The 25520-nt window shown below is 58.0% G+C and carries 25 protein-coding genes; 15 read left to right on the forward strand and 10 right to left on the reverse strand.

All coding sequences use genetic code 11. The features are described from left to right. Positions 1-103: 103 nt before the first annotated feature. The 3 genes from ABRP31_RS27915 to ABRP31_RS27925 all read right to left on the reverse strand — a co-directional run bounded on the left by ABRP31_RS27915 (position 104) and on the right by ABRP31_RS27925 (position 3552). Positions 104-2047 carry an acetyl-CoA hydrolase/transferase C-terminal domain-containing protein gene (locus ABRP31_RS27915; protein ID WP_349971756.1) on the reverse strand — a complete coding sequence of 648 codons (1944 nt, stop codon included), beginning with the start codon at positions 2045-2047 and terminating at the stop codon, positions 104-106. A gap of 173 nt (positions 2048-2220) precedes the next feature. Continuing rightward, the gene (locus ABRP31_RS27920; protein ID WP_349971757.1) at positions 2221-2871 is read right to left on the reverse strand and encodes an HAD family hydrolase; all 651 of its coding nucleotides are present in this window, start codon (positions 2869-2871) and stop codon (positions 2221-2223) included. A gap of 132 nt (positions 2872-3003) precedes the next feature. Further along, positions 3004-3552 carry a gamma carbonic anhydrase family protein gene (locus ABRP31_RS27925; RefSeq protein ID WP_349971758.1) on the reverse strand — a complete coding sequence of 183 codons (549 nt, stop codon included), beginning with the start codon at positions 3550-3552 and terminating at the stop codon, positions 3004-3006. Between the two features lie 54 nt (positions 3553-3606). Between ABRP31_RS27925 and prlC the strand changes: the two genes are divergently transcribed. From prlC to ABRP31_RS27940, 3 genes are all read left to right on the forward strand, one after another. Beyond that, positions 3607-5694: an oligopeptidase A gene (gene prlC / locus ABRP31_RS27930; RefSeq protein WP_349971759.1), complete on the forward strand. Its 2088-nt coding sequence runs from the start codon at positions 3607-3609 to the stop codon at positions 5692-5694. Then, entirely contained in the window at positions 5691-5978 is a 288-nt protein-coding gene (locus ABRP31_RS27935) for a YheV family putative zinc ribbon protein (RefSeq protein WP_349971760.1), read from the forward strand. The genes prlC and ABRP31_RS27935 overlap by 4 nt, the downstream gene beginning before the upstream one ends. 178 nt (positions 5979-6156) lie before the next feature. Beyond that, positions 6157-7215: a PA0069 family radical SAM protein gene (locus tag ABRP31_RS27940; protein ID WP_349971761.1), complete on the forward strand. Its 1059-nt coding sequence runs from the start codon at positions 6157-6159 to the stop codon at positions 7213-7215. 139 nt (positions 7216-7354) lie between these two features. On the opposite strand, the gene ABRP31_RS27945 is transcribed toward ABRP31_RS27940, so the two are convergent. Then, on the reverse strand, positions 7355-8743 hold the full coding sequence (locus ABRP31_RS27945; RefSeq protein ID WP_349971763.1) for an amino acid permease: 1389 nt from the start codon (positions 8741-8743) through the stop codon (positions 7355-7357). A 216-nt stretch (positions 8744-8959) separates the two neighbouring features. Here ABRP31_RS27945 and ABRP31_RS27950 point away from each other — a divergent pair, with 216 nt between their 5' ends. From ABRP31_RS27950 to ABRP31_RS27965, 4 genes are all read left to right on the forward strand, one after another. Beyond that, the gene (locus ABRP31_RS27950) at positions 8960-9424 is read left to right on the forward strand and encodes an Lrp/AsnC family transcriptional regulator (protein ID WP_349971765.1); all 465 of its coding nucleotides are present in this window, start codon (positions 8960-8962) and stop codon (positions 9422-9424) included. 234 nt (positions 9425-9658) lie between these two features. Continuing rightward, positions 9659-10858 (forward strand): amino acid aminotransferase, encoded by a 1200-nt coding sequence (locus tag ABRP31_RS27955; RefSeq protein WP_349971766.1) that lies wholly within the window; start codon positions 9659-9661, stop codon positions 10856-10858. A gap of 215 nt (positions 10859-11073) precedes the next feature. Beyond that, on the forward strand, positions 11074-11805 hold the full coding sequence (locus ABRP31_RS27960) for a carbonic anhydrase (protein WP_087269625.1): 732 nt from the start codon (positions 11074-11076) through the stop codon (positions 11803-11805). Positions 11806-11897: 92 nt separating this feature from the next. Continuing rightward, positions 11898-13436 carry a SulP family inorganic anion transporter gene (locus ABRP31_RS27965; protein WP_349971767.1) on the forward strand — a complete coding sequence of 513 codons (1539 nt, stop codon included), beginning with the start codon at positions 11898-11900 and terminating at the stop codon, positions 13434-13436. 123 nt (positions 13437-13559) lie between these two features. Here ABRP31_RS27965 and ABRP31_RS27970 read toward each other — a convergent pair whose 3' ends face one another. Next, positions 13560-14204 (reverse strand): hypothetical protein, encoded by a 645-nt coding sequence (locus tag ABRP31_RS27970; RefSeq protein ID WP_087269628.1) that lies wholly within the window; start codon positions 14202-14204, stop codon positions 13560-13562. 71 nt (positions 14205-14275) lie between these two features. Further along, complete coding sequence (locus tag ABRP31_RS27975; RefSeq protein ID WP_349973835.1) at positions 14276-14572, reverse strand: hypothetical protein; 297 nt, start codon at positions 14570-14572, stop codon at positions 14276-14278. A gap of 124 nt (positions 14573-14696) precedes the next feature. Here ABRP31_RS27975 and coxB point away from each other — a divergent pair, with 124 nt between their 5' ends. From coxB to ABRP31_RS27995, 4 genes are all read left to right on the forward strand, one after another. Continuing rightward, positions 14697-15821 carry a cytochrome c oxidase subunit II gene (coxB, locus tag ABRP31_RS27980; protein ID WP_087269632.1) on the forward strand — a complete coding sequence of 375 codons (1125 nt, stop codon included), beginning with the start codon at positions 14697-14699 and terminating at the stop codon, positions 15819-15821. Between the two features lie 139 nt (positions 15822-15960). Next, entirely contained in the window at positions 15961-17553 is a 1593-nt protein-coding gene (gene ctaD / locus ABRP31_RS27985) for a cytochrome c oxidase subunit I (protein WP_349971232.1), read from the forward strand. A gap of 144 nt (positions 17554-17697) precedes the next feature. After that, positions 17698-18246 (forward strand): cytochrome c oxidase assembly protein, encoded by a 549-nt coding sequence (locus tag ABRP31_RS27990; RefSeq protein ID WP_087271398.1) that lies wholly within the window; start codon positions 17698-17700, stop codon positions 18244-18246. 13 nt (positions 18247-18259) lie between these two features. Beyond that, positions 18260-19147 (forward strand): cytochrome c oxidase subunit 3, encoded by an 888-nt coding sequence (locus ABRP31_RS27995; protein WP_349971233.1) that lies wholly within the window; start codon positions 18260-18262, stop codon positions 19145-19147. Between the two features lie 117 nt (positions 19148-19264). Here the strand turns inward: ABRP31_RS27995 and ABRP31_RS28000 are convergent, their stop codons facing one another. Beyond that, positions 19265-19453 carry a twin transmembrane helix small protein gene (locus ABRP31_RS28000; RefSeq protein WP_349971234.1) on the reverse strand — a complete coding sequence of 63 codons (189 nt, stop codon included), beginning with the start codon at positions 19451-19453 and terminating at the stop codon, positions 19265-19267. A 68-nt stretch (positions 19454-19521) separates the two neighbouring features. Here ABRP31_RS28000 and ABRP31_RS28005 point away from each other — a divergent pair, with 68 nt between their 5' ends. The 4 genes from ABRP31_RS28005 (at position 19522) to ABRP31_RS28020 (ending at position 22711) form a co-directional block, all read left to right on the forward strand. Continuing rightward, a complete protein-coding gene (locus ABRP31_RS28005) occupies positions 19522-20268 on the forward strand; it encodes an SURF1 family protein (protein WP_349971235.1) in 747 nt (248 codons plus the stop codon). Then, positions 20261-20827 (forward strand): hypothetical protein, encoded by a 567-nt coding sequence (locus tag ABRP31_RS28010; RefSeq protein WP_372489487.1) that lies wholly within the window; start codon positions 20261-20263, stop codon positions 20825-20827. Before ABRP31_RS28005 ends, ABRP31_RS28010 begins: the two co-directional genes overlap by 8 nt. Before the next feature lie 9 nt (positions 20828-20836). Continuing rightward, on the forward strand, positions 20837-21904 hold the full coding sequence (locus tag ABRP31_RS28015) for a COX15/CtaA family protein (RefSeq protein ID WP_349971237.1): 1068 nt from the start codon (positions 20837-20839) through the stop codon (positions 21902-21904). Positions 21905-22078: 174 nt separating this feature from the next. Beyond that, a complete protein-coding gene (locus ABRP31_RS28020; protein ID WP_349971238.1) occupies positions 22079-22711 on the forward strand; it encodes an SCO family protein in 633 nt (210 codons plus the stop codon). A 161-nt stretch (positions 22712-22872) separates the two neighbouring features. Here ABRP31_RS28020 and ABRP31_RS28025 read toward each other — a convergent pair whose 3' ends face one another. The 3 genes from ABRP31_RS28025 to ABRP31_RS28035 form a co-directional block, all read right to left on the reverse strand. Next, positions 22873-23646, reverse strand: a complete 774-nt coding sequence (locus ABRP31_RS28025) for a MetQ/NlpA family ABC transporter substrate-binding protein (RefSeq protein ID WP_087271420.1) — start codon at positions 23644-23646, stop codon at positions 22873-22875. Positions 23647-23710: 64 nt separating this feature from the next. Beyond that, positions 23711-24385, reverse strand: coding sequence for a methionine ABC transporter permease (locus ABRP31_RS28030; protein ID WP_349971239.1), 675 nt, complete (start codon positions 24383-24385; stop codon positions 23711-23713). Next, positions 24385-25392, reverse strand: coding sequence for a methionine ABC transporter ATP-binding protein (locus ABRP31_RS28035; protein WP_349971240.1), 1008 nt, complete (start codon positions 25390-25392; stop codon positions 24385-24387). Before ABRP31_RS28035 ends, ABRP31_RS28030 begins: the two co-directional genes overlap by 1 nt. Between the last annotated feature and the right edge of the window lie 128 nt (positions 25393-25520).

The raw sequence follows: 25520 nt of genomic DNA on the forward strand, positions 1-25520 counted from the left end.
TTCGACAGATGGTCCAAGTTGCTTTTATCGCGGACAAGCCTCGCTCCCACAGGGGATTGGGTTTGCAGGCGAACATAACGTTTCCCACAAGCACTGCGCCGTGTCAGACGCTCGGCGTCGCATCAGCCCGAGCCGTATTCTGCAACCCCGCCAACAACAGCCGCTGATACAGCTCCTCTTTCAATCCCTGTGGCTGGTCAAGTTGCATCCGTTCCAGATGCACCGGGAACGCCTCAGGCTCAGGTGCGTCCAGCGTAGCTTTGCCCAGCTCGATGATTTCCGTGAGCTTGAACTTGCTCTCCAGCCAATGCAGCGCCCGCAGCAGGTCGCGCTCCTCAGTGTTGAAGTCGCAACCCAACGGGTATTCGGGAAACAGCTGCGAATACTGCTCAGCGATGGCTTGAAGGCGCTCGGCGGTGTTGTGGGCGAAGCGCGGGTCCAGTTTGAAATCCTTGGGCAGCTTGCCTGCTCGTTGCGCCTGTTCGATCAAGCCCGGCTGAAAGCGCGAGTCACTGATGTTGAGCATGGCCTCAATGACCGCTGAATCATTCTTGCCGCGCAGGTCGGCAATGCCGTACTCGGTGACCACGATGTCTCGCAGATGCCGTGGAATCGTGGTGTGGCCGTATTCCCAGACAATATTGGAGCTAGTCTCGCCGCCGGACTCACGCCAGCTACGCAGGATCATGATCGAACGGGCGTCTTCCAGCGCATGCGCCTGAGCGACGAAATTGTATTGGCCGCCGACGCCGCTCACCACGCGGCCATCCTCTAACTGGTCGGCCACGGCAGCACCCATGAGCGTGACCGTGAACGCGCTGTTGATGAACCGCGCATCGCGTCGTTGCAGACGCTTGAGCTGCTCATCGCCATACAGCTCGTTGATGTAGCTGATGGCGGTCATGTTGAAATCGCCGAGACGCTCCGGGGAAAACTCGCGAAGGCGCTGATAAAAACTCTGCGGCCCGAGGAAGAACCCGCCATGGACCATGATGCCGTCCGTGTAAGCCGACTCGTCGAGGGTGCCATTATTGGCTTCGCGCTGACGCATCGCATCGGGATACACCTTGCGGCGAATGATCCCGGCGTCGACCAGCACCAGCAAGCCGTTGACGAACATCTCGCTGCAGCCGTAAAGCCCGGACACGAAGGGCTCCACGCCGCCCTCGCGATCGATCAGGGTTTGCCAGTCGCTGAGGTTCAGCTCGGCAAGCAGCGCTCGATAGGTGTCGTTATCGGCCTGCCGAGCCAGTAACGCAGCGGTCAGTGCGTCGCCCATTGAGCCAATACCGATCTGCAGGGTGCCGCCATCGCGTACCAAAGTGCTGGCATGCAGGCCGATGAAATGATCCTGAAAACCTACCGGCATATTTGGCGTAGAGAACAGTGTGCTGCGTTCTTCCTCATCGATCAGGAAGTCGAAGTCATCGACATCCAGCTCCGAATCGCCCGGCATGTAGGGCAGGTCCGCGTGAACCTGGCCCAACATCAGAATGGTTTCGCCTGCTGCGCGTCGCTTCGCGATCATGGGCAACAAGTCGAGGGTGACATCGGGGTTGCAGCTCAGGCTCAGCTTGCCGGGCCGCTGTTCATCGCGGGCAACCAGTTGCGCGACCAGGTTCAGGCCACCGGCATTGATGTCCCGAGCGGCGTGGCTGTAATTGCTGCTGATGTAATCGTGCTGAGCGGGCGCGCTGTTGAGCAGACTGCCCGGCTGCATGAAGAACTGCTGTACGCGGATATTGGCCGGCAGGCTGTCGCGATGCAGGTCAGAGAGAAATTCCAGCTCTGGATAATCATCAAATACCCGGTCCAGGAACGGTTGCAGGAATCGTCCTTGCAGACCGTCGCCGGTTGGCGGACGACCGAGACTTAGCGCTGTATAGATCGTTAGCTGCCGCTCGGGCATTTGCTTGATGCGCTCATACAGCGCGTTGACGAACCGGTTCGGTTTGCCCAGACCCAATGGGATGCCCATGTGGATGTGCGTCGGCAACCGGGCGATGACATGAGCGACCGCTTGATCAATGGAGCTGTACTGCGGCATCGGGTCCTCCGGGACTTTTTATTGGATGGGGCAGTTATTCGATGGAGGTTGGACCGGGGCGAAAGCAAGTTTGCTGCAATGGCTTGCGCACATCCTGTAGGAGCTGCCGAAGGCTGCGAAGCATTAATTCTGACACACCGCCTTCGCAGCCTTCGGCAGCTCCTACAAGGTATTCATTTATTCAGAAAGGCCTTATGCAGCTCCGCCAGCGTTGCAAAGTGATACGTCGGCGACTCAGCCTGCAATTCCTCGTGACTACCAAAACCATAGCCTACTGCCGCAACATCCAGCCCGTTGCGCAGGCCGCCGATCAGGTCGTGTTTGCGGTCGCCGATCATCAGCGTCTGTTTCGGGTCGAGTTTTTCTGTCGCCATCAAATGCGCAATCAGTTCGACTTTATCGGTGCGGGTGCCGTCCAGTTCGCTTCCGTAGATCACTTTGAAGTGTCGAGCGAAGTCGAAGTGTCGGGCGATTTCGTGGGCGAATACCCACGGCTTGGACGTCGCGATGTACAGGTTGCGCCCCTGGTCCACCAGCTCATCCAACAGTTCAAATATCCCATCGAACACCAGGTTCTCGTAAAGCCCGGTGACCTTGAAACGCTGGCGATAAAAACCCACCGCCTCCCAGGCTTTGGCCTCGTCAAAACCGTATTGATGCATGAACTGCTGCAACAGCGGCGGACCGATGAAGTGTTCCAGTTGCACCAGGTCCGGCTCATCGATACCCAGTTGCTTGAGGGCGAACTGGATTGATCTGGTTATCCCCTGGCGTGGATCGGTCAGAGTGCCATCCAGGTCGAACAGGATGTTTTGATAATGCATGCAAACTCCCATGGGGTTTTCGCGATTGGCTGTCTTGCGGCGTTAACGGTAGGAGCGAACTTGTTCGCGAGGCAGCTGTGTCAGGCCCAGCGCCTCGCGAACAAGTTCGCTCCTACCGTGGCATGTGGCGATTCAGCAAGGCTGATCAAAACCTTCGGCCAGATGCAGGTCCTTGAGCTTCACGTAATTGGCGGCGCTGTAGGGAAAGAAGGCGATTTCCTTTTCGGTCAACGCTCGGACCTGTTTCACCGGGCGGCCGACGTAGAGAAAGCCACTTTCCAATACTTTGCCCGGCGGCACCAGACTCCCTGCGCCAATGATCACCTCATCTTCAACCACGGCGCCGTCCATGATCGTGCTGCCCATGCCGATCAGGATGCGATTGCCGATGACGCAGCCGTGCAGCATGACTTTATGGCCGATGGTGACTTCGTCGCCAATCAACAGCGCAAAGCCGTCAGGGTTGAACGGCCCGGCATGAGTAATGTGCAACACACTGCCGTCCTGCACGCTGGTACGGGCGCCGATACGGATGCGGTGCATGTCACCGCGAATCACCGTCAGCGGCCAGACTGAGCTGTCAGCACCGATTTCGACATCACCTAGCACAACCGCCGAATGATCGACAAAGGCCCGGTCGCCAAGCGCTGGCGTGTGGTTCTGGAACGTGCGAATCGCCACGATAGGCTCCTTCTTTGGCGCTGATAGCTGCGGACCGCGCCGATTGTAATTAAGATGCGTGGGTGTTTCTTCCAGCCAAGGTGCAAAACCGTGAGCGCGAACAACCCTCTTCTGCAATCCTACGACCTGCCACCTTTTTCGGCGATTCGTGCCGAGCATGTCAAACCTGCCATCGAACAGATTCTTGCCGACAACCGCGCCGCGATTGCCGAGATCCTCGCCAGGCAAGGCTCGCAGCCTACATGGGCCGGGCTTGTATTGGCCATGGACGAACTCAATGACCGCCTCGGCGCAGCCTGGAGCCCTGTCAGCCACTTGAACGCCGTGTGCAACAGCGCCGAACTGCGTGAAGCCTACGAGTCGTGCCTGCCTGCGCTGAGTGCCTATTCCACTGAAATGGGCCAGAACCGCGAGCTGTTCCAGGCGTTTGAAGCGCTGGCCAACAGCCCTGAAGCGGCTGGCTTTGATGTGGCGCAGAAAACCATTCTTGAGCAATCGCTGCGTGACTTCCGCCTGTCGGGCATTGACCTGCCGCCCGAGCAGCAAAAGCGCTACGCCGAAGTCCAGAGCAAGCTCTCGGAGCTGGGCAGCCAGTTTTCCAACCAATTGCTCGATGCTACTCAGGCCTGGACCAAACTGGTCACCGACGAAGCGTCCCTGGCTGGCCTGACCGAATCGGCCAAACAACAAATGGCGGCCGCCGCCAAGGCCAAGGATCTGGAAGGTTTCCTGATCACTCTGGAGTTCCCGAGCTACTACGCAGTAATGACTTACGCCGAAGATCGCGCCCTGCGTGAAGAAGTCTATGCGGCGTACTGTACCCGTGCGTCTGACCAGGGCCCGAATGCCGGCAAGAACGACAACGGCCCGGTAATGGAGCAGATTCTCGATTTGCGTCAGGAGCTGGCTCAGCTATTGGGTTTTGCCAGCTTCTCCGAGTTGAGCCTGGCTACCAAGATGGCGGAATCCAGCGATCAGGTGCTGACGTTCCTGCGTGATCTGGCCAAGCGCAGCAAACCGTTTGCTGCCCAGGACCTGCAACAGCTCAAGGCCTACGCTGCCGAGCAAGGCTGCCCGGACCTGCAAAGCTGGGACAGCGGCTTTTATGGCGAGAAACTTCGTGAGCAACGCTACAGCGTTTCTCAGGAAACGTTGCGTGCCTACTTCCCGATCGACAAAGTACTGGGCGGGCTGTTTGCCATTGTTCAGCGTCTGTACGGCATCGAAATCGCCGAACAGAAAGGCTTTGATACTTGGCATCCGGACGTGCGTCTGTTTGAGATCAAGGAAAACGGTCAGCACGTCGGCCGCTTCTTCTTCGATCTGTATGCCCGTGCCAACAAGCGCGGCGGTGCCTGGATGGACGGCGCTCGCGACCGTCGCCGTACCGCCGAAGGTCAACTGCAGAGCCCGGTGGCGAATTTGGTCTGCAACTTCACCCCGGCCTCGCCGGGTCAGCCTGCGTTGCTGACGCACGATGAAGTCACCACCCTGTTCCACGAGTTCGGCCACGGTCTGCATCACCTGCTGACCCGCGTTGAGCATGCTGGTGTGTCCGGCATCAACGGCGTGGCATGGGATGCTGTGGAGCTGCCGAGCCAGTTCATGGAGAACTGGTGCTGGGAGCCGGAAGGTCTGGCGCTGATTTCCGGTCATTACCAGACTGGCGAAGCCCTGCCGCAGGACCTGCTGGAAAAAATGCTCGCTGCGAAGAACTTCCAGTCCGGATTGATGATGGTTCGTCAGCTGGAGTTCTCGCTGTTCGACTTCGAGTTGCATGCTACCCATGGTGATGGCCGCAGCGTGGCGCAGGTCCTGGATGGCATTCGCGACGAGGTGTCGGTGATGCGTCCGCCTGCTTACAACCGCTTCCCGAACAGCTTCGCGCACATTTTCGCCGGCGGTTACGCAGCGGGTTACTACAGCTACAAATGGGCTGAGGTGCTGTCTGCCGATGCCTTCTCCAGGTTTGAAGAAGACGGCGTGCTTAACGCAGAGACCGGTCGCGCTTTCCGTGAAGCGATCCTGGCTCGCGGTGGTTCGCAGGCACCAATGGTGCTGTTCGTCGACTTCCGCGGACGTGAGCCATCGATTGACGCACTCTTGCGTCACAGTGGCCTGAGTGAGGATGCGGCAGCATGACCGAAACCCCGGTAGTCATTACCAAGAAACGCTTCATCGCCGGGGCTGTGTGCCCGGCGTGCAGCGAGCCGGACAAACTCATGATGTGGAGCGAAAACGACGTTCCCCATCGCGAGTGCGTGGCTTGCGGCTACAGCGACACGCTCAACGAGCAGGGCAATTCGGTGCCGAACGAACTCGGCACGCGAGTCAACAAGATCGCGGTCAAGGCTATCGATCCGAAGGTGCAGGGCGTGCAGTTCTTCCCGAATCCGAAGCTGAAAAAGCCGGTTGATTTGGATTGAAGTGACTCACTATCGGTAGGAGCGAACTTGTTCGCGAGGCGATGTTGCTGCACATGCAGAAATACCGTCTCGCGAACAAGTTCGCTCCTACCGGGGTTACGCCTTTTATCGGGCAAGCTAGAGACGTAAAGGGGGGTATCTTGTACTGTGTGCACATACAGCTATAGGAGAAGCCCCCATGTCCCTGATTTTCCCGCCTCGCGGCCGGGGCACGGCCAGCAACCCGCACAATCGCTTCGCGCCCAGCCGCTCATTGGCTGAGGATGACGGCTGGTACCAGGAAGTGCCATTGACCCAAGGCACGCAGGTCACCAGCGAAACCGCCAAAAGCATCATCACCCGCAATAGCTCGCCTGACATCCCTTTCGATCGCTCGATCAACCCCTATCGCGGTTGTGAACACGGCTGCATTTACTGCTATGCACGGCCCAGTCATGCCTATTGGGACATGTCGCCGGGGCTGGATTTCGAGACGAAGCTGATCGCCAAGACCAACGCCGCTGCAGTGCTCGAACAGCAGTTGTCGAAGCCGGGCTATCGTTGTGCACCGATCACCCTGGGGGCTAACACCGATCCGTATCAGCCCATCGAGCGCGAGTACAAAATCACTCGTGCTGTTCTCGAAGTGCTTCTGCGTTATCGCCACCCGGTGACGATCATTACCAAAGGATCTTTGATTTTGCGGGATCTGGATCTGCTGGCCGAACTGGCGAAGCAGAACCTGATTTCCGTGTTCATCAGCCTGACCACGCTGGACGACGAGCTCAAACGCATACTTGAACCGCGCGCCGCTGCGCCTAAAGCGAGGCTGCGAGCGATCCGTGTGCTGCGCGATGCAGGTGTTCCGGTGGGTGTGTTGTGTGCGCCAATCATCCCGATGATCAACGACATGGAACTGGAAGCCATGCTCACGGAGGCAAAGGCTGCCGGGGCATTGAGTGCAAGCTACGTGATGCTTCGTCTGCCGCTGGAAGTCGCGCCGCTGTTTGAAGAGTGGCTACACGCGCACTACCCGCAACGGGCAGAGCATGTGATGAGCCTTGTCAGGCAAGTGCGTGGCGGTGAGGTTTACGACAGCCGTTTTGGCGTGCGCATGCGTGGCGAAGGCCCGTTTGCCGACCTCTTGGCGCAGCGCTATCGGATGGCGATCAAACGGCTGGGGCTGAACAAGCGGGAAAGCTTCGATCTGGATTGCGAGGCATTCTGCCCACCGGGTGGGCAGATGTCGTTGTTGTAGCGGATGTCGCAATAGCGAGTTGCAATGCTAAACCCTGTGGGAGCAGAGCTTGCTCGCGATAAGAACACCGCGGTCTAAAGTGAGCCGCATCCAGCCTTATCGCGAGCAAGCTCTGCTCCCACAAGGGCTGCATTGCAACTCAAGACTTATGCGATTTCAGCTCAGGCCCCAATGCCTTCGCCTTACGCATCTTGATCCGGTAAGCCACTCCAAGAACGATCAGCCACGCTGGAAGCAGGAATACCGACAGCGAGATGCCCGGCGTGAAGTACATGACCACCAGAATGCCCAGCAGGAATACCAGGCACACATAGTTGGTCAGCGGATAGCCCCAGCTTTGGTACTCAGTGATTTCACCCGCTTCGCGTTTGGCCTTGCGAAATTTCAGGTGGGTGATGCTGATGATGACCCAGTTCAGCACCAGTGCGGACACCACCAGCGCCATCAGCAGTTCGAAAGCTTTGCCGGGCATCAGGTAGTTGATCAGCACGCACAGGCCGGTGGCAGTGGCCGATACGCCCAGCGCCAGTAGTGGCACGCCGCGACGGTTGACCTTGAGCAAAGCCTTGGGCGCATTGCCCTGCATGGCCAGACCGAAGAGCATGCGGCTGTTGCTGTAAACGCAGCTGTTGTAGACCGACAGCGCTGCGGTCAGGACCACGACGTTGAGAATCGTAGCGACCAGATCACTGTCCAGCGCGTGGAAGATCAGCACGAACGGGCTGCCGCCAGTCACGACTTTCTGCCAAGGGTACAGCGAGAGCAGGATTGCCAACGCGCCGACATAGAAAATCAGGATGCGGTAGATCACCTGATTGGTCGCCTTGGGAATGCTGGTTTTAGGGTTTTCCGCCTCGGCAGCGGTGATGCCGACCAGCTCCAGGCCGCCGAACGAGAACATGATGAAGGCCATCGCCATCACCAGCCCGCTGATGCCATTCGGGAAGAAGCCGCCGTATTGCCAAAGGTTGGCAACGCTCGCGTCAGGTCCGCCAGTGCCGCTGGCCAGCAGCCAGGCGCCAAAGACGATCATGCTGATGATCGCCACGATCTTGATCATGGAGAACCAGAACTCCATTTCACCGAAGATCTTCACGCTGGTCAGGTTGATCAGGTTGATGGCGACGAAGAAGATCGCTGCGGACACCCAGGTCGGTGTCTCAGGCCACCAGTACTGCACGTATTGGCCTACGGCAGTCAGCTCGGCCATGCCCACCAGCACGTAAAGTACCCAGTAGTTCCAGCCCGACATGAACCCCGCGAAGCGACCCCAGTAACGATTGGCGAAGTGACTGAAAGTGCCTGCGACAGGCTCTTCCACGACCATCTCGCCCAGTTGACGCATGATGAAAAACGCGATCATGCCAGCGATGGCGTAACCGAGGATCACCGACGGGCCGGCCATGTTGATGGTGTGCGCAATGCCCAGGAACAGTCCGGTGCCGATAGCGCCGCCCAGGGCGATCAGCTGGATATGCCGATTCTTGAGCCCGCGATGCAGGTGAGCGGCAGATTTTTGTTCGTTCATAAAAGGTCCTGGCCCAGGTGAAGATACCGAGTAGATACAAGCCGCCAATTGCCGGCTGCGGAGGGCATTTTGCAAAACAGGTGCCACACCTCAGCCTTTGGTTTTTCTCATACGCTGCAAAAGGATGACGCAGGCTACCCGCCATTGGCCAAGCGTCAAGCATAAACTGTTAGGCTTTGCGTCCGAAGCCTTTGAATTCCGACGGATTACCCGACCATGAAAGTCAACGAGATCGACGATTTTGATTTGAAGATCCTGACCCTGTTGCAGGCCAACGGGCGCCTGACCAATCAGGAGCTCAGTGACCTTATCGGGTTATCCGCATCCCAGTGTTCGCGGCGTCGGATCGCTCTGGAGCAAGCGCAGTTGATCCTTGGCTACCATGCGCGGCTGGCCCCGCAGGCCATGAACCTGGAGGTGGTGGCGATGGTCGAGGTCAAGTTGATCAGCCACCGTCCCGAGCACTCGGAAGGCTTTCAGGGTTTTATTGCCAGCGAGGCTGCAATCATCGACGCGTACAAGACAACGGGTGATGCCGATTACAACCTGAAAACCGCAGTGGCCGACCTCGCCAGCCTCAATCAGCTGATGGCCCGGATTTCTGCGACGAATTGTGTTTCGCATCTCAAGACGTCGGTGGTGCTGGAACGCTTGAAGGAAAACAATATCGGGACCGCCTGAAGCAAGTCGCACTGTGTTGACTCATTTTCAGGGCTTTGTGTACACGGCTGGTGCGTTTTTGGTTTTCTTATTGCGCGATTCGTGCGTTTTTAAAGCTTTATATGCGTAATCATCATGCTTTGTGTACGATGCGCGCTTGTTGTGTGAGCTTCGGCTGTATTGTCCAATGCTCGCCTACCTCGTTATGTCGCCCCCGAGCCCTGCCCACGCGCTTTTCATCAGGAGTTGTCTGCCATGTTTGCCCACGTTGAGTCCTATGCCGGTGATCCGATCCTGTCGTTGATGGACGCTTATCAAAAAGATCCGAACGCCGAGAAGGTCAATCTCAGTATCGGTCTGTATTACGACGAGCAAGGGCAAATCCCGCGTCTGGCCTCGGCAGTGGAAGCCGAGCGTCAATTGCTCGAAGGCAAGCAGCCGCCTTGTGTTTATCTGCCGATGGAAGGCCTTGCTCCTTATCGTCAGGGCGTGCAGGCATTGTTGTTCGGCGAGCAGCACCCTGCTCTGCTGGCCGGGCGCATCGCAACGATCCAGACCGTTGGCGGTTCGGGGGCATTGAAAGTGGGCGCGGACTTCCTGAAGTCGGCTTACCCGGATTCTCAGGTCTGGGTCAGCGATCCGACGTGGGAGAACCACCACGCGTTGTTCGGCGGCGCAGGCTTCAAAGTCAACACCTACCCATATTTCGATGCCGCGACCGGTGGCGTGAAATTCGACGCCATGTTTGCTGCGCTTCAGGATTTGCCTGCGCACAGCATCGTCTTGCTGCACCCGTGCTGCCACAACCCGACAGGCGCGGACCTGACCATTGCCCAATGGGATCAGCTCATTGAACTGATCGAAGCCCGCAAGCTGATTCCTTTCCTGGACACTGCTTATCAGGGGTTCGGTGCTGGTATGAGTGAAGATGCCTATGCGATTCGGGCCATGGCCGATGCCGGTCTGACGGTGCTGGTCAGCAACTCGTTCTCGAAAATCTTCTCGCTGTACGGCGAGCGGGTCGGCGGCTTGTCGATCGTCTGCCCTGATGCGGCCATGGCCGACAAGGTATTGGGCCAGCTCAAGGCCACTGTCCGCCGCAACTATTCCAGCCCGCCGAAACACGGCGCGCTGGTCGTGTCCGCCGTACTTAACGACCCAGCGCTGCGCAGCCAGTGGTTGGCTGAAGTGGAAGCCATGCGTCTGCGGATCATCGACATGCGCGTGAAACTGGTCGCAGCCCTCAAGGAAAAAATGCCACAGCGCGACTTCAGCTATATCCTCACGCAGAGTGGCATGTTCAGTTACACAGGTTTCAGCAGTGCACAGGTTGACCGACTGAGAAACGAGCACGCCGTTTATCTGATCAGCAGTGGCCGGGTTTGCATGGCCGGGCTGAACGAGCAAAATCTGCCGAAGGTCGTCGAGGCTTTCAGTAGCGTTTGCGAGGGATAACGACAAAATCAGGGTTGCAGGCCACTCAAATGCCACTAATGCCGTTGGGCTGTAACCCTTGATCCAGAGCGCTACATTCAGTTTCAGTTAAGTTTTGACGGTTAGCCTGTAAATCTGCATCACCCCGTTGGGCGCGGGCAAATGGATTTGGAAGCGATGCCTGTAGTTAGGGTGGCAGCAATAAATCCACATCAATCCGTCAAAGAGGATTAGACATGAGTGACATGGATAAGCAGGTTTCAGCTACGTCGGTAGACGTTAAGCCTGAGGCCGAAACTTCCGACGTAGCGCTGGCTCACATTGTTGAAGGCTTCAAACGTTTTCGCTCTGAAGTTTTTCCTGAGCAGGAAGAACTGTTCAAGAAACTCGCAACGGCCCAGCAGCCGCGTGCCATGTTCATTACCTGTGCCGACTCCCGGATTGTGCCGGAGCTCATCACCAACAGCTCGCCAGGCGACCTGTTCGTGACGCGTAACGTCGGTAACGTAGTCCCGCCTTACGGTCCCATGAACGGTGGTGTTTCCACTGCCATCGAATATGCCGTTATGGCATTGGGCGTTCATCACATCATCGTCTGCGGTCACTCCGATTGCGGCGCCATGCGCGCTGTTCTCAACCCGCACACGCTGGAAAAAATGCCGACGGTCAAAGCCTGGCTGCGACATGCCGAGGTTGCCCGTACTGTGGTTGAAGACAACTGCAGTTGCACCGGCGAAAAAGAAACGATGCACGTCCTCACCGAAGAGAACGTCATCGCGCAACTTCAACACTTGCGTACTCACCCATCGGTAGCGTCGAAGCTGGCCAGCGGTGAGTTGTTCATCCATGGCTGGGTGTACGACATCGAAACCTGTGGCATCAAAGCCTACGATGCCGAAAAAGGTCGCTTCCTGGCGTTGGATGGCGATCATCCGACACCGGTGGCCACGCCGAAGTCTCGCTACTAAAAACGCGACTTTCACCTCGTTCAGACACCTGACGGTGCGCTCAAAGCGCGCCGTGAGGCGTCGTCACGTCTGAAGAATACCGGAGAGTCATCATGGGCCTCGCTCAATTGAAATCCGTTTTGCCCAGAGAGCTTCTCGCTTCCGTAGTCGTTTTTCTGGTTGCATTGCCCCTGTGTATGGGGATCGCTATCGCTTCCGGTATGCCACCGGCCAAAGGACTGATCACCGGCATCATCGGCGGCCTGGTGGTGGGTTGGTTGGCGGGCTCACCGCTGCAAGTCAGCGGTCCGGCTGCAGGCCTCGCGGTATTGGTCTTCGAGGTGGTTCGCGAACACGGCATGGCCATGCTCGGTCCGATCCTGCTGCTGGCGGGTGTGCTGCAGATCCTTGCGGGGCGTTTCAAGCTCGGTTGCTGGTTCCGCGTCACAGCCCCGGCGGTGGTTTACGGCATGCTTGCCGGTATCGGTGTGCTGATCGTGCTCTCTCAGGCGCACGTCATGTTTGATGGCGGGCCTAAACCGTCCGGTCTGGATAACCTGGTTGGCTTCCCTTCTACCCTGATTCAGGCCATCGGCCCGGGCAGCGGCATGCAGGCAGGTGCCCTCGGTCTGGGTACGATCCTGGTGATGTGGGTGTGGGACAAGTTTCGTCCTCAGTCGCTGCGCTTCGTACCGGGTGCGCTGCTGGGTGTCGGCCTCGCGACCTTTGCCAGTATCGCTCTGGCGATGCAGGTCAAGCGTGTGGAAGTGCCGGATAACCTCGCAGAAGCCATCGACTGGTTGCGCCCTGCCGACCTGATGAACCTCGCTGATCCGGCGATTCTGATCGCTGCTTTCGCTGTCGCTTTTATTGCCAGCGCCGAAACCTTGCTCTCGGCAGCCGCGGTAGACCGCATGCATGACGGTCAGCGCTCGGATTTCGATAAAGAGCTGAGTGCCCAAGGCGTCGGTAACGTGCTTTGCGGTCTGGTGGGCGCATTGCCAATGACGGGCGTGATCGTGCGCAGTTCCGCCAACGTTCAGGCGGGAGCCAAGACACGTATGTCGGCGATGTTCCACGGCTTGTGGCTGCTGGCGTTCGTATTGTTGCTGTCCAGCGTGCTGCAAAGCATTCCGGTGGCGAGTCTGGCGGGTGTGTTGGTTTACACCGGTTGCAAGCTGGTGGACCTCAAGGCGTTTCGTGGTCTGGGCCGTTATGGCCGGATGCCGATGTTCACTTACGCGGCTACCGCTGCGGCGATCATCTTCACGGATCTGCTGACGGGTGTACTGGTCGGTTTCGGTCTGACTCTGGTCAAACTGGCGCTGCAGGCTGCGCGGTTGAAGATCAATCTGGTACCCACGGACGTTGAAGGCGAGTTTGAACTGCGCATGGTGGGGTCCGCCACCTTCCTGAAAGTCCCGGCGCTGACCAAAGTGCTGGAGACTATTCCGGCGGGCAGCAAGGTTTATGTGCCGATGAGCAACCTGAGTTACATCGACCATTCCTGCCTTGAGCTGCTGGAAGAGTGGGGTCGCGCCAACGCTGCTCAAGGCTCGCGTCTGATCATCGAATCGCGTGGGTTGAAGCGCAGGCTGGAAGGTCGGTTGACGACGACTACCGGTATCGGGTCAGCGGCCTCGCAGGCTTGAGGTCGTCAGCATCAACTGAACCCGACCCTGTAGGAGCGCACGAGCAACGCGAGGCCGCGATGGCGAACGCTATCGCGGCCTCGCGTTGCTCGTGCGCTTCTACAGGATTTAAGGGGGGCTTTCTTACCCCCGATCCAGATCCAGCCCAAGCCCCAATTGCCGCGACAGGCACGGCCAGCGTTTCCACGCGGCTTCGGTGTCCGGGCTGCTCAGGCGGTCGCGGTAGGCTTCTACGGATTCCAGCTCAAAGCTTTCTTCATCAAGCAACTGATCCACCGCGTGATGCACCGCTTCGTCCAGTTGGTTGGCGAATGACTCACCAATCAACTGGTGGGCGATAACGCTGGCGACCACGGTGTTGGAGGGGATCAGCGGGCGGGCGAAATGCTTGATGTAGAGATCATTCACTTCCTCAACCAGCCGATGCGCCAGATAGGCTTCGTCCAGCAGACTGTCCAGGCCTTCGTGGCCGTCCATGATCGCGGGTGGCGCGGTGAAGAAATGCTCAGCGATTTTAAGTACCGGTTTGATCTGTCCTTCGATGCCGGCTTCTACGGCGACTTCATGCGCAGCGTCCAGCAAGTCCGGCACCAGATCGATATAGGCGGTGACGAAGCGCGTCAGCACGCCACGCGCATCGACTTCCGGCAGATGGATGGCTGGGTGCAGGTGCGGTAACTGGGTTTCAAGTTGACGCAATAGTTGGCCAGTCTCGGCCTCGTGCTGGTGGGCACGTTGGATCTGCTCGCGCAAAGCGGCGGTGTTCATGAACGCTCCTGAAGGCGGAAAACCAGGGTACGGAAAGGGGAGACCATACGTTAGCCTGCCTCAGCGAAAGGCTAAGACGTATTTGTCATAACAAATTCACATATATGTGCATTGGCTATTAAAAACGCCATTTGCGCCATTAATGCCTCTTTATTTTCGAGGCTGCGCATCTGTGTAGACCATTTTCCGGATTTTGCCAGCGCGTTGCACGCCTCGTGGCCCTGTCTATACTCGGTTCTGACGGAAGTTGGCTGATGACCGCCTGCGCGGCTCTGGTGTAACTGAAGTGGCAGCCCACTCCCCAGCATGACGCGTGAAAACGACTGCGCTCGGCAATACTGCGTTAAAAACAGGCGAAAAATGCTCATTTAGCACACCTGAACTTCGCTTTTTCGCCTGTTTTTGCCTTGTCTTGCCTTCGCTCGTTACGTTCTCACACGCCCTGCACCGCCGGTACGAACCTGCGGAATAAGAACAATGGGGAAGCCCGCAATGATGCGACATCCACGAGTCTGGATGTTGCTCCTGTTGTGGTCGGTATTCGATCAGGCGCACGGCGCCTGGACAACGAATATGGCGCCTGGAGCGACACAGGTCAGTAATGCGGTGTTCGATCTGCACATGACCATCTTCTGGATCTGTGTGGTGATCGGCATCGTGGTGTTCGGCGCGATGTTCTGGTCGATGATCGTTCATCGGCGTTCTACCGGGCAGGTCGCGGCGCATTTTCACGAACACACCACCGTCGAAATCCTCTGGACCATCGTGCCGCTGCTGATTCTGGTGGCAATGGCCATTCCTGCGACAAAAACCCTCATCGAAATGTACGACAACACTGAGTCGGATCTGGACATCCAGATCACCGGCTATCAGTGGAAGTGGCATTACAAATACCTGGGGCAGGACGTCGAATTCTTTAGCAATCTGGCGACCACGGCTGAGCAGATTCACAACCGCGATGAAAAAGGTGAGCACTACCTGCTGGAGGTAGACCAGCCGCTGGTGGTCCCGGTTGGGCAGAAAATCCGCTTTCTGGTGACCGGCGCTGATGTCATTCATTCCTGGTGGGTGCCGGCCTTTGCGGTCAAGCGCGACGCCATCCCCGGTTTTGTCAACGAGGCCTGGACCCGCATCGACAAGCCGGGCATTTACCGTGGGCAGTGCACCGAACTGTGCGGTAAGGATCACGGCTTCATGCCCATCGTGGTTGAAGCCAAGAGCAAGGCCGATTACGACACCTGGCTGGCCGGGCGCAAAGAGGAGAGCGCCAGGCTCAAGGAACTGACCAGCAAGGAGTGGACCCTCGAAGAGCTGGTTGCGCGGGGCGACAAGGTCTATCACACCACTTGCGTGGCCTGTCATCAGCCGGAGGGTCAAGGTCTGCCGCCGCTGTTCCCGGCGCTCAAGGGATCAAAAATCGCCACCGGTCCGAAGGACGCCCACCTCAATATCGTGTTCAACGGTAAAGCGGGTACCGCCATGGCGGCGTTCGGCAAGCAGTTATCGGAAGTCGATATCGCCGCAGTGATCACCTACGAGCGCCACGCCTGGGGCAACAACACCAGCGATATGGTCACGCCCAAGGATGTGCTGGCGCTGAAAGAGGCGCAGAAATGAATAACCAACACAAATTCTGTAGGAGCGCACGAGCACCGCGAGGCCGCGATGGCGTCCTGCCTGATACACCGCTATCGCGGCCTCGCGGTGCTCGTGCGCTCCTACAAAAAGATTTTGTCGGCACCGCGGGAGACAACTCATGAGCACCGTCATCGACGATCATGGCGCTTCTGGCCATGACGCGGTACACGGCCCTGCCAAAGGCCTGATGCGCTGGCTGCTGACCACCAACCACAAAGACATCGGCACGCTGTACCTGTGGTTCAGCTTCACCATGTTTCTGTTGGGTGGCTCCTTTGCGATGGTGATTCGCGCCGAGCTGTTTCAGCCGGGATTGCAAATCGTCGAGCCAGCATTCTTCAATCAGATGACCACCATGCACGGGTTGATCATGGTCTTCGGTGCGGTCATGCCCGCCTTCGTCGGTCTCGCCAACTGGATGATCCCGCTGATGATCGGCGCGCCAGACATGGCTTTGCCAAGGATGAACAACTTCAGCTTCTGGTTGCTGCCCGCCGCCTTCGCGCTGCTGGTCTCGACCCTGTTCAGCCCCGGCGGCGGTCCGAATTTTGGCTGGACGTTCTATGCGCCTCTGTCCACGACCTATGCACCTGAAAGCGTGACGTTTTTCATATTCGCCATTCATATGATGGGCATTAGCTCAATCATGGGCGCAATCAACGTGGTTGCAACGATTCTCAATCTCCGTGCCCCCGGCATGACCCTGATGAAGATGCCATTGTTCGTCTGGACCTGGCTGATCACCGCATTTCTTCTGATCGCGGTGATGCCGGTATTGGCCGGCTGCGTGACGATGATGCTCATGGACATCCACTTCGGTACCAGCTTCTTCAATGCTGCGGGCGGCGGTGATCCGGTGTTGTTCCAGCATGTGTTCTGGTTTTTTGGCCACCCGGAGGTGTACATCATGATCCTGCCGGCGTTCGGCGCGGTCAGTTCAATCATCCCGGCGTTCTCGCGCAAGCCGCTGTTTGGCTACACCTCGATGGTCTACGCCACGGCGAGCATCGCCTTTTTGTCGTTCATGGTCTGGGCGCACCATATGTTTGTGGTGGGCATTCCGTTGGTGGGCGAGCTGTTCTTCATGTACGCGACTATGCTCATCGCAGTGCCTACAGGTGTGAAGGTCTTTAACTGGGTCAGCACCATGTGGCAAGGCTCGCTGACGTTTGAGACGCCGATGCTGTTCGCCGTGGCCTTTGTGATTCTGTTCAGTATTGGAGGATTTTCCGGGTTGATGCTGGCCATCGCTCCCGCCGATTTTCAGTACCAGGACACTTATTTCGTGGTCGCCCATTTCCATTACGTGCTGGTACCCGGTGCGATCTTCGGTATTTTCGCCTCGGCTTACTACTGGCTGCCCAAGTGGACCGGACACATGTACGACGAAACCCTCGGCAAGCTGCATTTCTGGCTGTCTTTCGTGGGCATGAACATGGCGTTCTTCCCGATGCACTTTGTCGGTTTGGCAGGCATGCCGCGCCGCGTCCCGGACTACAACCTGCAATTCGCCGACTTCAACATGGTGTCCTCGATAGGTGCGTTTACCTTCGGTGCGACGCAGATTTTCTTTTTGTTCATCGTGATCAAGACCATTCGCGGCGGCGTACCGGCGCCAGCCAAACCTTGGGACGGCGCTGAAGGTCTGGAATGGAGCATCCCCTCGCCCGCGCCGTATCACACCTTCACTACGCCGCCGGAGGTGAAATGAAGATGCGTGCCTTGATGCAGATCCTGTGGGAGCCGGGCTTGCCCGCGATAAACGATAACGCGGTGAGCCTGCGAAATGTGGCATCTGCATCGCGGGCAAGCCCAGCTCCCACAGGGCCGCATTCCAAGTCGAGGGTGTGTTGGCATGAATGAAGCTCGCTCTCAGAAAAAACTGATCACTCGTCTCCTGCTGGTAGTCGTCGTGATGTTCGCCTTCGGCTTTGCTCTGGTGCCGCTTTACGACGTGATGTGCAAGGCGTTCGGTATCAACGGCAAGACTGGCGATGCCTGGCAGGGCTCGCAGCAGGTTGATGAAAGCCGTCAGGTGCGGGTGCAGTTCTTGTCGACCAATGCCGTGGATATGGTTTGGGGTTTTTATCCCAAGGCTGACCAGTTGCAAGTGCATCCCGGTGCCGTCAACGAGATGTTGTTCGTTGCTCAAAACCCGACTGACCGGCCCATGACCGCTCAGGCAGTGCCCAGCATTTCCCCTGGGTCGGCAGCGGTGTATTTCCACAAGACCGAATGTTTTTGCTTCACCCAGCAAGTGTTGCAGCCGGGAGAGCGTATCGAAATGCCGGTACGTTTTATCGTGGATCGCGACCTGCCCAAGGACGTGAATCAGCTGACGCTGGGTTATACCCTGTTCAACGTTACCGCCAGCAAACCACCCGCAGCGAAAAGCGGGGGTTAGCGAGGAGAGCCTGATGGCCGCTCACGAGCAGTATTACGTTCCGGCACAAAGCAAATGGCCGATTATTGCCACCGTCGGGCTGTTGATAACGATGTACGGCCTGGGCACCTGGTTCAACGACCTGAAGGCCGCACGGCCGGACTCACATGGGCCATGGATTTTTATCGTGGGCGGTCTGCTGGTGGCATACATGCTCTTCGGCTGGTTCGGCACGGTGATAAGGGAGAGCCGCGCCGGGTTGTACAGCGCGCAGATGGATCGCTCATTTCGATGGGGCATGAGCTGGTTCATTTTCTCGGAAGTGATGTTCTTCGTCGCCTTCTTCGGTGCGCTGTTTTACATCCGTTACTGGTCCGGGCCGTGGTTGGGTGGCGAAGGCTCCAAAGGCATTGCCAACATGCTGTGGCCGAACTTTCAGTACACCTGGCCGATGCTGGACACGCCAGACCCGAAGCTTTATCCCGCGCCCAAGGGCGTGATCGATCCCTGGAAGTTACCGCTGATCAACACGATTCTGCTGGTCAGCTCCAGTGTCACCATCACCATTGCTCATCACGCCTTGAAGCGCGGCCATCGTGGCGCGTTGAAGACATGGATGGCGATCACGGTTTTGTTGGGCTTGAGCTTCTTGACGCTACAAGTTGAGGAATACGTTCACGCCTACCAGGAGCTCGGCCTGACGCTGGGCTCCGGCATTTATGGCGCGACCTTTTTCATGCTCACCGGCTTTCACGGCGCTCACGTCACCATCGGCACGATCATCTTGTTCGTGATGCTGATGCGCATCCTGCGCGGGCATTTCGATGCGCAGCATCAATTCGGGTTTGAGGCGGCCAGTTGGTATTGGCATTTTGTGGATGTGGTGTGGGTCGGGCTGTTTGTATTTGTGTATGTGGTCTAGACCTTGAGCCTGGTTAAACCTGTGGGAGCCGAGCTTGCTCGCGATAAACGATAACTCGGTTAGCCTGAGAAATCTGGCATCTGCATCGCGAGCAAGCTCAGCTCCTACAGGGGTGGGTCACACCAACTGGCCGCTATAGAACCCCCAGGCAATCAGCGCCAGAGTTACCACCGCCAGGCTGACACGCAACGTCAGGGCTTTCAGCAAACGGGTGGATTGGCTGCCGTCTCTGGCCAGAAAGAACAGGCCACTGAACAGGCAGGCCACGGTGGCGATAAGCAGAAGAACGATCGCTATCTTGAGCATGACAACTCCAGGAGCAACGCGATGCAATGGAGTATAGGTGGGCCTGATCACGCTTGGCAGGCCGGGCGATGAAGCACTTCGCTCCCGGCCTGCTGCCTAGCGTCGTCGTGCTTGTCTTGTTGCCTGTGCTGGTTTCCCTTGGCTTCTGGCAACTGGGCCGTGGCGAACAGAAACGCGTGATGCTCGCGACCCATGCCGAACGTCAGGCTGAGTCACCCGGGTCGATTGATCAATTATTGAACAGCGCTGATGCTGCGTACTGTCGTGTGCAGTTACGCGGGGCTTTTGATGCTGAGCACAGTCTATTGCTCGATAACAGCACCCGCGAAGGTAAAGCCGGGGTTGAACTGATCCAGCCGTTTCAGGACCAGGCCAGTGGTGTCTGGGTGTGGGTCAATCGCGGCTGGCTACCTTGGCCTGATCGCCGGACCGCACCTGCATTCAGTACCCCGACACAACCGGTCAGCCTGCAGGCTTGGGTTTATGTGATACCTGCCACGTTTCAGCTACAGGCCGACTCTGCCAACGCCCCCTGGCCGCGACTGGTCACGGTAATCGAGCCTTCCAGACTCTGGGCGGAACTGGGTCGTGAAGGCTTCGCTCAAGAGCTGCGAATGGAGTCGGGACTCGGTGCGTATCGAGTCGATTGGCCGGTGGTCGCCATGGGTCCAGAAAAGCATCTTGGCTACGCCGTGCAGTGGTTCTCGATGGCCGTCGCGCTGATCGCACTTTATCTCTATCTCGGTTGGCACCAGGCAAAGCACAACAAGAAAAGACCGGAGAACCCTCATGGGAACGACCATCAGCATGTCTGAACAGCGCTCGCCACATAACCGTCGCAGGGGACGATTGCAGTTGATTCTGGTGGTGTTAGTGGCTGTCGGGCCGATGATCCTGGCCACCAGCATGTACAAGTTCAAATTCTGGGTACCGGAGGATCGCAGCTTTCACGGGCAGTTGATCGGTAATGGTCAGAGCCGCGCTGACTTGGGTGTGCAGGCTGAGGAATCGCGTTGGCAGCTATTGGTCAGTGCGCCGGGAGACTGCGCTGCCGATTGCCGGCAACTGGTGTATCTGGCGCGGCAAATCCAGATCGGACTGGGGCGTGATGCCGCTCGCGCCAGTCACGCACTGGCCAGCGCACAACCGCTGAGTGCAGATTACGCCGTGCAATTGAGCCGAGAATACCCGCAACTGCAACGTTACCCGCTGGAGCTGCCGCGTTACCACAAGGCTGCGCCCGGCATTGAAGTACCTCAATTGTGGATCGTCGATCCCCACGGCAATCTCGTGTTGCGCTACGGCGCTGATGTCAACGGCAAGGACTTGCTCAAGGACCTGCGGCAACTGCTGAAGCTATCGAATATAGGCTAGGAGGTCGTCATGACCAGGCCCGGTTTTCGTCTTGCTCTGCTTGCCACGCTGCTGGCGCTGTTCGTGGTGTTACTGGGTGCTTATACCCGGCTCACTCATGCCGGGCTGGGTTGCCCGGACTGGCCAGGCTGTTATGGCTTTATCAGTGTGCCGAGCAACGACCTGCAACTGGCCCACGCCGAGCTATATTTTCCCGACACACCGGTGCATGCCGCCAAGGGCTGGAGCGAAATGCTCCATCGCTACTTCGCCGGTGCGCTGGCGCTGCTGATCCTGCTGTTGGCAGGCCAGGCCTGGCGGCGACGCAGGCAGACAGGTCAACCATTGAAGCTGCCATTTTTGTTGTTGGGCGTGGTGCTTGCGCAGGCCACATTTGGCATGTGGACTGTGACCCTCAAGCTCTGGCCGCAAGTGGTAACGGCACATCTGCTGGGCGGGGTCGCAACGCTGAGTCTGTTGTTTCTGCTGACACTGCGCTTGAGTGGTGCCTTCGCTGTAAGGCCGCAGTTGCCTGCAAAGCTTCAGCGCCTGGCTGCCATTGGTTTGCTTCTGGTAACTGTGCAGATCGCGCTGGGTGGCTGGGTCAGCGCCAACTATGCCGCGTTAGCCTGTACCGATGTGCCTACGTGTCAGGGGCAATGGTGGCCTGACGCAGACTTTGCCAACGGCTTTCATCTAGCCCAACACATCGGGCCCAATTATCTGGGCGGCAAACTCGACAGCGAGGCGCGTACGGCGATTCACCTGACTCATCGCGTCGGCGCGCTACTGGTCACGCTGTCGCTGCTCAGCCTGGCCTGGCAACTCAAGAAGTCGGGGCTTATGGGCATGGCGGCCTTGTTAGTCACGCTTCTCGCGATGCAGATCAGCCTTGGCGTCAGCAACGTACTGTTTCATCTGCCACTGCTTACCGCTATCGCCCATAGCGCCTGTGGTGCAGGGCTGATGGTGAGCATGGTGATGATCAATTATCGAGTGCGCGCGCCGGTCGTCCAGAGGCCCCATATTGGGAATCATCGGGGACTGTTGGGACCGGATCTAACCGGGAAGGCGGCATTCCTCACGACGAAAATATAGTGGATGTACGGGGCCTTTCCCGGCCAAAGCCGGTTCTACGGTTATCACCTCGTCATGCGCCGTTGGATGAGCGCTGCCAAAGGCATGTTTGCCAACAAAACGTGAGATGTGCTGTACCGTGCCCACAACCACATGCTGCAATCAATCTGTTCAAAAACTACTACTGTTGATCTTATGACTCGAACCCAGAAAACCGTCTTCATCCTGGTCGCCATCGTCGCTTTGATCTTGGGCCTGACCGTCAATCGTGTGTTATCGGGCAAAGGCTCCGGCGACCAGACGGCGTTGATCGATGCAGGGATCATTCTGCTCCCGCAAAGCCGCAAGTTGCCGGACCTGATGATGACCAATCAGGATGGCCAGCCGGTACAGATCAACGAATTCAAGGACAAGTGGACGCTGCTGTTTTTTGGCTACACCTATTGCCCGGACATCTGCCCGACTACCCTCGCCCAGCTGCGCCAGATCAAGAGCGAGCTACCCAAGGAAGTATTGAGCCGGTTGCGAGTGGTGCTGATCAGCGTCGATCCAGCTCGCGATACGCCGCAGCAACTCAAGCAGTATCTGGGCTATTTCGATAAGGACTTCGTGGGATTGACGGGGAGCGTGCCGGATATTCAGAAGCTGGCCAACGGGGTGAGCATTCCGTTTATCCCTGCTGATACCAGCAAACCGGGATACACCGTGGACCATAGCGGCAACCTTGCGTTGCTTGGGCCGGATGGCAATCAGCGTGGCTTTATCCGGGCGCCGTTCAACACTCAGAAGCTGCTGGCGCAGTTGCCGGGGTTGTTGGAGCGGGAGTGAGTAATGGGGTTTCTGACACCGTGCAATTTTATGTGGGAGCGGTGCTTGCCCGCGATAAACGATGACGCGGTGTATCTTCTATCTGCGTCTCATGTATCGCGGGCAAGCACCGCTCCCACAGGAATGCATTCCAAGCTAAGTTACAGGGGAGCGGGTTCAGCTTAGAACGCCGGAACCACAGCGCCTTTGTACTTCTCAGCGATAAACGCTTTCACTTCCGGGCTTTGCAGTGCCGCGACCAGCTTCTTGATGGCGTCCGAATCCTTGTTGTCCGGGCGGGCAACCAGAATATTGGCGTAAGGCGACTCTGCACCTTCGATGATCAGCGCGTCCTTGGTTGGATCGAGCTTGGCCGTCAGTGCATAGTTGGTATTGATCAGTGCCAGATCAACCTGAGTCAGCACGCGTGGCAGTGTCGCAGCTTCCAGCTCACGGAACTTCAGGTTTTTCGGGTTTTGCAGCACATCGCTCGGTTTGGCAAGAATGCTGGCTGGATCCTTTAGCGTGATCAAGCCAGCTTTGGCCAGCAGCAGCAACGCACGGCCTTCGTTGGTCGCGTCGTTAGGCAGGGCAACGTTGGCGCCGTCCGGCAGATCGGCCAGGTTCTTGATCTTGTCGGAGTAAGCACCAAAGGGTTCTACGTGAACCTTGGCCACGCTGACCAGATCAGTGCCTTTGCCCTTGTTGAACTCATCCAGGTACGGTTGGTGCTGGAAGAAGTTGGCGTCCATGCGCTTTTCTGCAACCTGCAGGTTAGGCTGCACATAGTCGTTGAAGACTTTGATTTGCAGGTCCACGCCTTCTTTGGCCAGGGTCGGCTTCACGAACTCCAGGAGTTCGGCATGGGGCACGGCACTTGCCGCGACTTTAAGGGTTTCATCGGCGTGGGCGGACAACGCGGCGACGGCGGCAAATACGGCCAACAGTTTTTTCATGGATCAACTCCTTTGAGGGCCCGCCATCGTGGCGGGCCTTTGCCGATGGACATCGGCCAATAACTTAACGGTGGGAAAAGTGTGCGACCAGTTTGTCGCCGATGGTTTGCAGGATTTGCACCAGCACCAGCAGCAATACGACCGTCACAAACATCACATCGTTCTGGAAGCGCTGGTAACCGTAACGGATTGCCAGGTCACCCAGCCCGCCCGCGCCAACCGCACCCGCCATGGCGGTGAACGACACCAGCGCAATGGCCGTAACGGTAATGGCTGCGAGGATGCCCGGACGCGCTTCAGGCAGCAGCGCCTTGACGATGATCTGCCGCGTGGTGGCGCCCATGGCCTGAGTCGCTTCGATGATGCCCCGATCCACTTCGCGCAGCGCGGTTTCCACCAGACGAGCAAAGAACGGAGTTGCGCCCGCGATCAGCGGTGGCAAGGTGCCGAGGATGCCCAGAGTGGTGCCGGTAATAATCTCGGTAACGGGCATCATCACAATCAGCAGGATGATGAATGGCAAGGCCCGCAGCAGGTTGACGATCACTGCCAGGACTGAATACAGGCCCTTGTTTTCGAGCAACTGGCGTGGCGAAGTCAGGAACAGAATCACGCCCAGCGGCAAGCCGAGCAGCACCGTAAAGCCCAGAGAAACGACAAGCATGTTCAGGGTATCGAGCGTGGCGATCCAGATTTCCGACCAGTCGACGTTGGGGAATAAAGTCAGTAGAGCGTCCATCAGCGCAGCACCTCCATATGAACATCCGCGGCGGTGAAGCGAGCGAAGGCGGCGTCCATGTCACCGCCGGTGATGGCCAAGGTCAGTTGCCCGTAAGGCGTGTCCTTGATGCGATCGATGCGTCCGGCCAGGATGCTGTAATCCACACCGGTTTCACGCGCGACAGTGCCGAGCAGCGGCGCGTAGGTCGCCTCACCCTGGAAGGTCAGACGCACGATGCGGCCTTCGACGTGGGCGAAGTCATCGCGCTGCTCGTTTTCATCGATCTGCTCGTGTTCCTGAACAAAGCGTTTGGTGGTCGGATGCTGCGGGTGCAGGAACACATCAGCGACCTTGCCCTGCTCGACGATCACGCCAGCGTCCATGACTGCGACGTGGTCGCAAACGCGACGGATCACGTCCATCTCGTGGGTGATCAGGACAATAGTCAGCTTCAGCTCACGGTTGATCTCGGCCAGCAATTGCAGGACCGACGCCGTGGTTTGCGGGTCCAGAGCGCTGGTCGCTTCATCACACAGCAGGATTTTCGGCTTGGTCGCCAGAGCACGGGCAATGCCGACGCGCTGCTTCTGCCCGCCGGACAACTGCGAAGGGTACTTCTTCGCATGATCCGACAAACCCACCCGGGCCAATAGTTCTGACACGCGCTGGTCGATCTCGGCGCGGGACATATCACCGGCCAGAGTCAGCGGCATGGCGACGTTGTCGGCCACAGTTTTGGAGGACAGCAGGTTGAAGTGCTGGAAGATCATCCCGACCTGCTGGCGGAAACGCCGCAAGCCATTGGCATCAAGGGCCGTGACGTCTTCGTCATCGACGATTATCTGTCCGCCGCTCGGAGTTTCCAGGCGGTTGATCAGGCGCAGCAAAGTACTTTTGCCTGCCCCTGAGTGGCCGATCAGACCGAACACCTGGCCGTCTTCGACGCGCAGGCTGGTGGGGTGCAGGGCTGGAATTTCCTTGCCTGCCACCCGATAGGTTTTATGGACGTTATGGAACTCGATCACTTAGCGAACCTTGTGGGGCGCGTTAAAAGTTCAGCGCAGCGGCAGAACGCGCCGGCTGATTGGCATCGGCTGGATAGGCCGGGCGCGCATTTTAGCCTGTCCGCCGGAATCGATTTAGCATTTATTTC

The sequence above is a fragment of the Pseudomonas caspiana genome, from assembly GCF_040224095.2.
Taxonomy (GTDB): domain Bacteria; phylum Pseudomonadota; class Gammaproteobacteria; order Pseudomonadales; family Pseudomonadaceae; genus Aquipseudomonas; species Aquipseudomonas caspiana.

Bases quoted from the DNA above. Each gene is read 5' to 3' on its own strand.
- ABRP31_RS27915 (WP_349971756.1), bottom strand. From the start codon at position 2,047: ATGCCGCAGTACAGCTCCATTGATCAAGCGGTCGCTCATGTCATCGCC.
- ABRP31_RS27920 (WP_349971757.1), bottom strand. From the start codon at position 2,871: ATGCATTATCAAAACATCCTGTTCGACCTGGATGGCACTCTGACCGAT.
- prlC (WP_349971759.1), top strand. From the start codon at position 3,607: ATGCGTGGGTGTTTCTTCCAGCCAAGGTGCAAAACCGTGAGCGCGAAC.
- ABRP31_RS27935 (WP_349971760.1), top strand. From the start codon at position 5,691: ATGACCGAAACCCCGGTAGTCATTACCAAGAAACGCTTCATCGCCGGG.
- ABRP31_RS27940 (WP_349971761.1), top strand. From the start codon at position 6,157: ATGTCCCTGATTTTCCCGCCTCGCGGCCGGGGCACGGCCAGCAACCCG.
- ABRP31_RS27945 (WP_349971763.1), bottom strand. From the start codon at position 8,743: ATGAACGAACAAAAATCTGCCGCTCACCTGCATCGCGGGCTCAAGAAT.
- ABRP31_RS27950 (WP_349971765.1), top strand. From the start codon at position 8,960: ATGAAAGTCAACGAGATCGACGATTTTGATTTGAAGATCCTGACCCTG.
- ABRP31_RS27955 (WP_349971766.1), top strand. From the start codon at position 9,659: ATGTTTGCCCACGTTGAGTCCTATGCCGGTGATCCGATCCTGTCGTTG.
- ABRP31_RS27960 (WP_087269625.1), top strand. From the start codon at position 11,074: ATGAGTGACATGGATAAGCAGGTTTCAGCTACGTCGGTAGACGTTAAG.
- ABRP31_RS27965 (WP_349971767.1), top strand. From the start codon at position 11,898: ATGGGCCTCGCTCAATTGAAATCCGTTTTGCCCAGAGAGCTTCTCGCT.
- ABRP31_RS27970 (WP_087269628.1), bottom strand. From the start codon at position 14,204: ATGAACACCGCCGCTTTGCGCGAGCAGATCCAACGTGCCCACCAGCAC.
- ABRP31_RS27975 (WP_349973835.1), bottom strand. From the start codon at position 14,572: ATGAGCATTTTTCGCCTGTTTTTAACGCAGTATTGCCGAGCGCAGTCG.
- coxB (WP_087269632.1), top strand. From the start codon at position 14,697: ATGATGCGACATCCACGAGTCTGGATGTTGCTCCTGTTGTGGTCGGTA.
- ctaD (WP_349971232.1), top strand. From the start codon at position 15,961: ATGAGCACCGTCATCGACGATCATGGCGCTTCTGGCCATGACGCGGTA.
- ABRP31_RS27990 (WP_087271398.1), top strand. From the start codon at position 17,698: ATGAATGAAGCTCGCTCTCAGAAAAAACTGATCACTCGTCTCCTGCTG.
- ABRP31_RS27995 (WP_349971233.1), top strand. From the start codon at position 18,260: ATGGCCGCTCACGAGCAGTATTACGTTCCGGCACAAAGCAAATGGCCG.
- ABRP31_RS28000 (WP_349971234.1), bottom strand. From the start codon at position 19,453: ATGCTCAAGATAGCGATCGTTCTTCTGCTTATCGCCACCGTGGCCTGC.
- ABRP31_RS28005 (WP_349971235.1), top strand. From the start codon at position 19,522: ATGAAGCACTTCGCTCCCGGCCTGCTGCCTAGCGTCGTCGTGCTTGTC.
- ABRP31_RS28010 (WP_372489487.1), top strand. From the start codon at position 20,261: ATGTCTGAACAGCGCTCGCCACATAACCGTCGCAGGGGACGATTGCAG.
- ABRP31_RS28015 (WP_349971237.1), top strand. From the start codon at position 20,837: ATGACCAGGCCCGGTTTTCGTCTTGCTCTGCTTGCCACGCTGCTGGCG.
- ABRP31_RS28020 (WP_349971238.1), top strand. From the start codon at position 22,079: ATGACTCGAACCCAGAAAACCGTCTTCATCCTGGTCGCCATCGTCGCT.
- ABRP31_RS28025 (WP_087271420.1), bottom strand. From the start codon at position 23,646: ATGAAAAAACTGTTGGCCGTATTTGCCGCCGTCGCCGCGTTGTCCGCC.
- ABRP31_RS28030 (WP_349971239.1), bottom strand. From the start codon at position 24,385: ATGGACGCTCTACTGACTTTATTCCCCAACGTCGACTGGTCGGAAATC.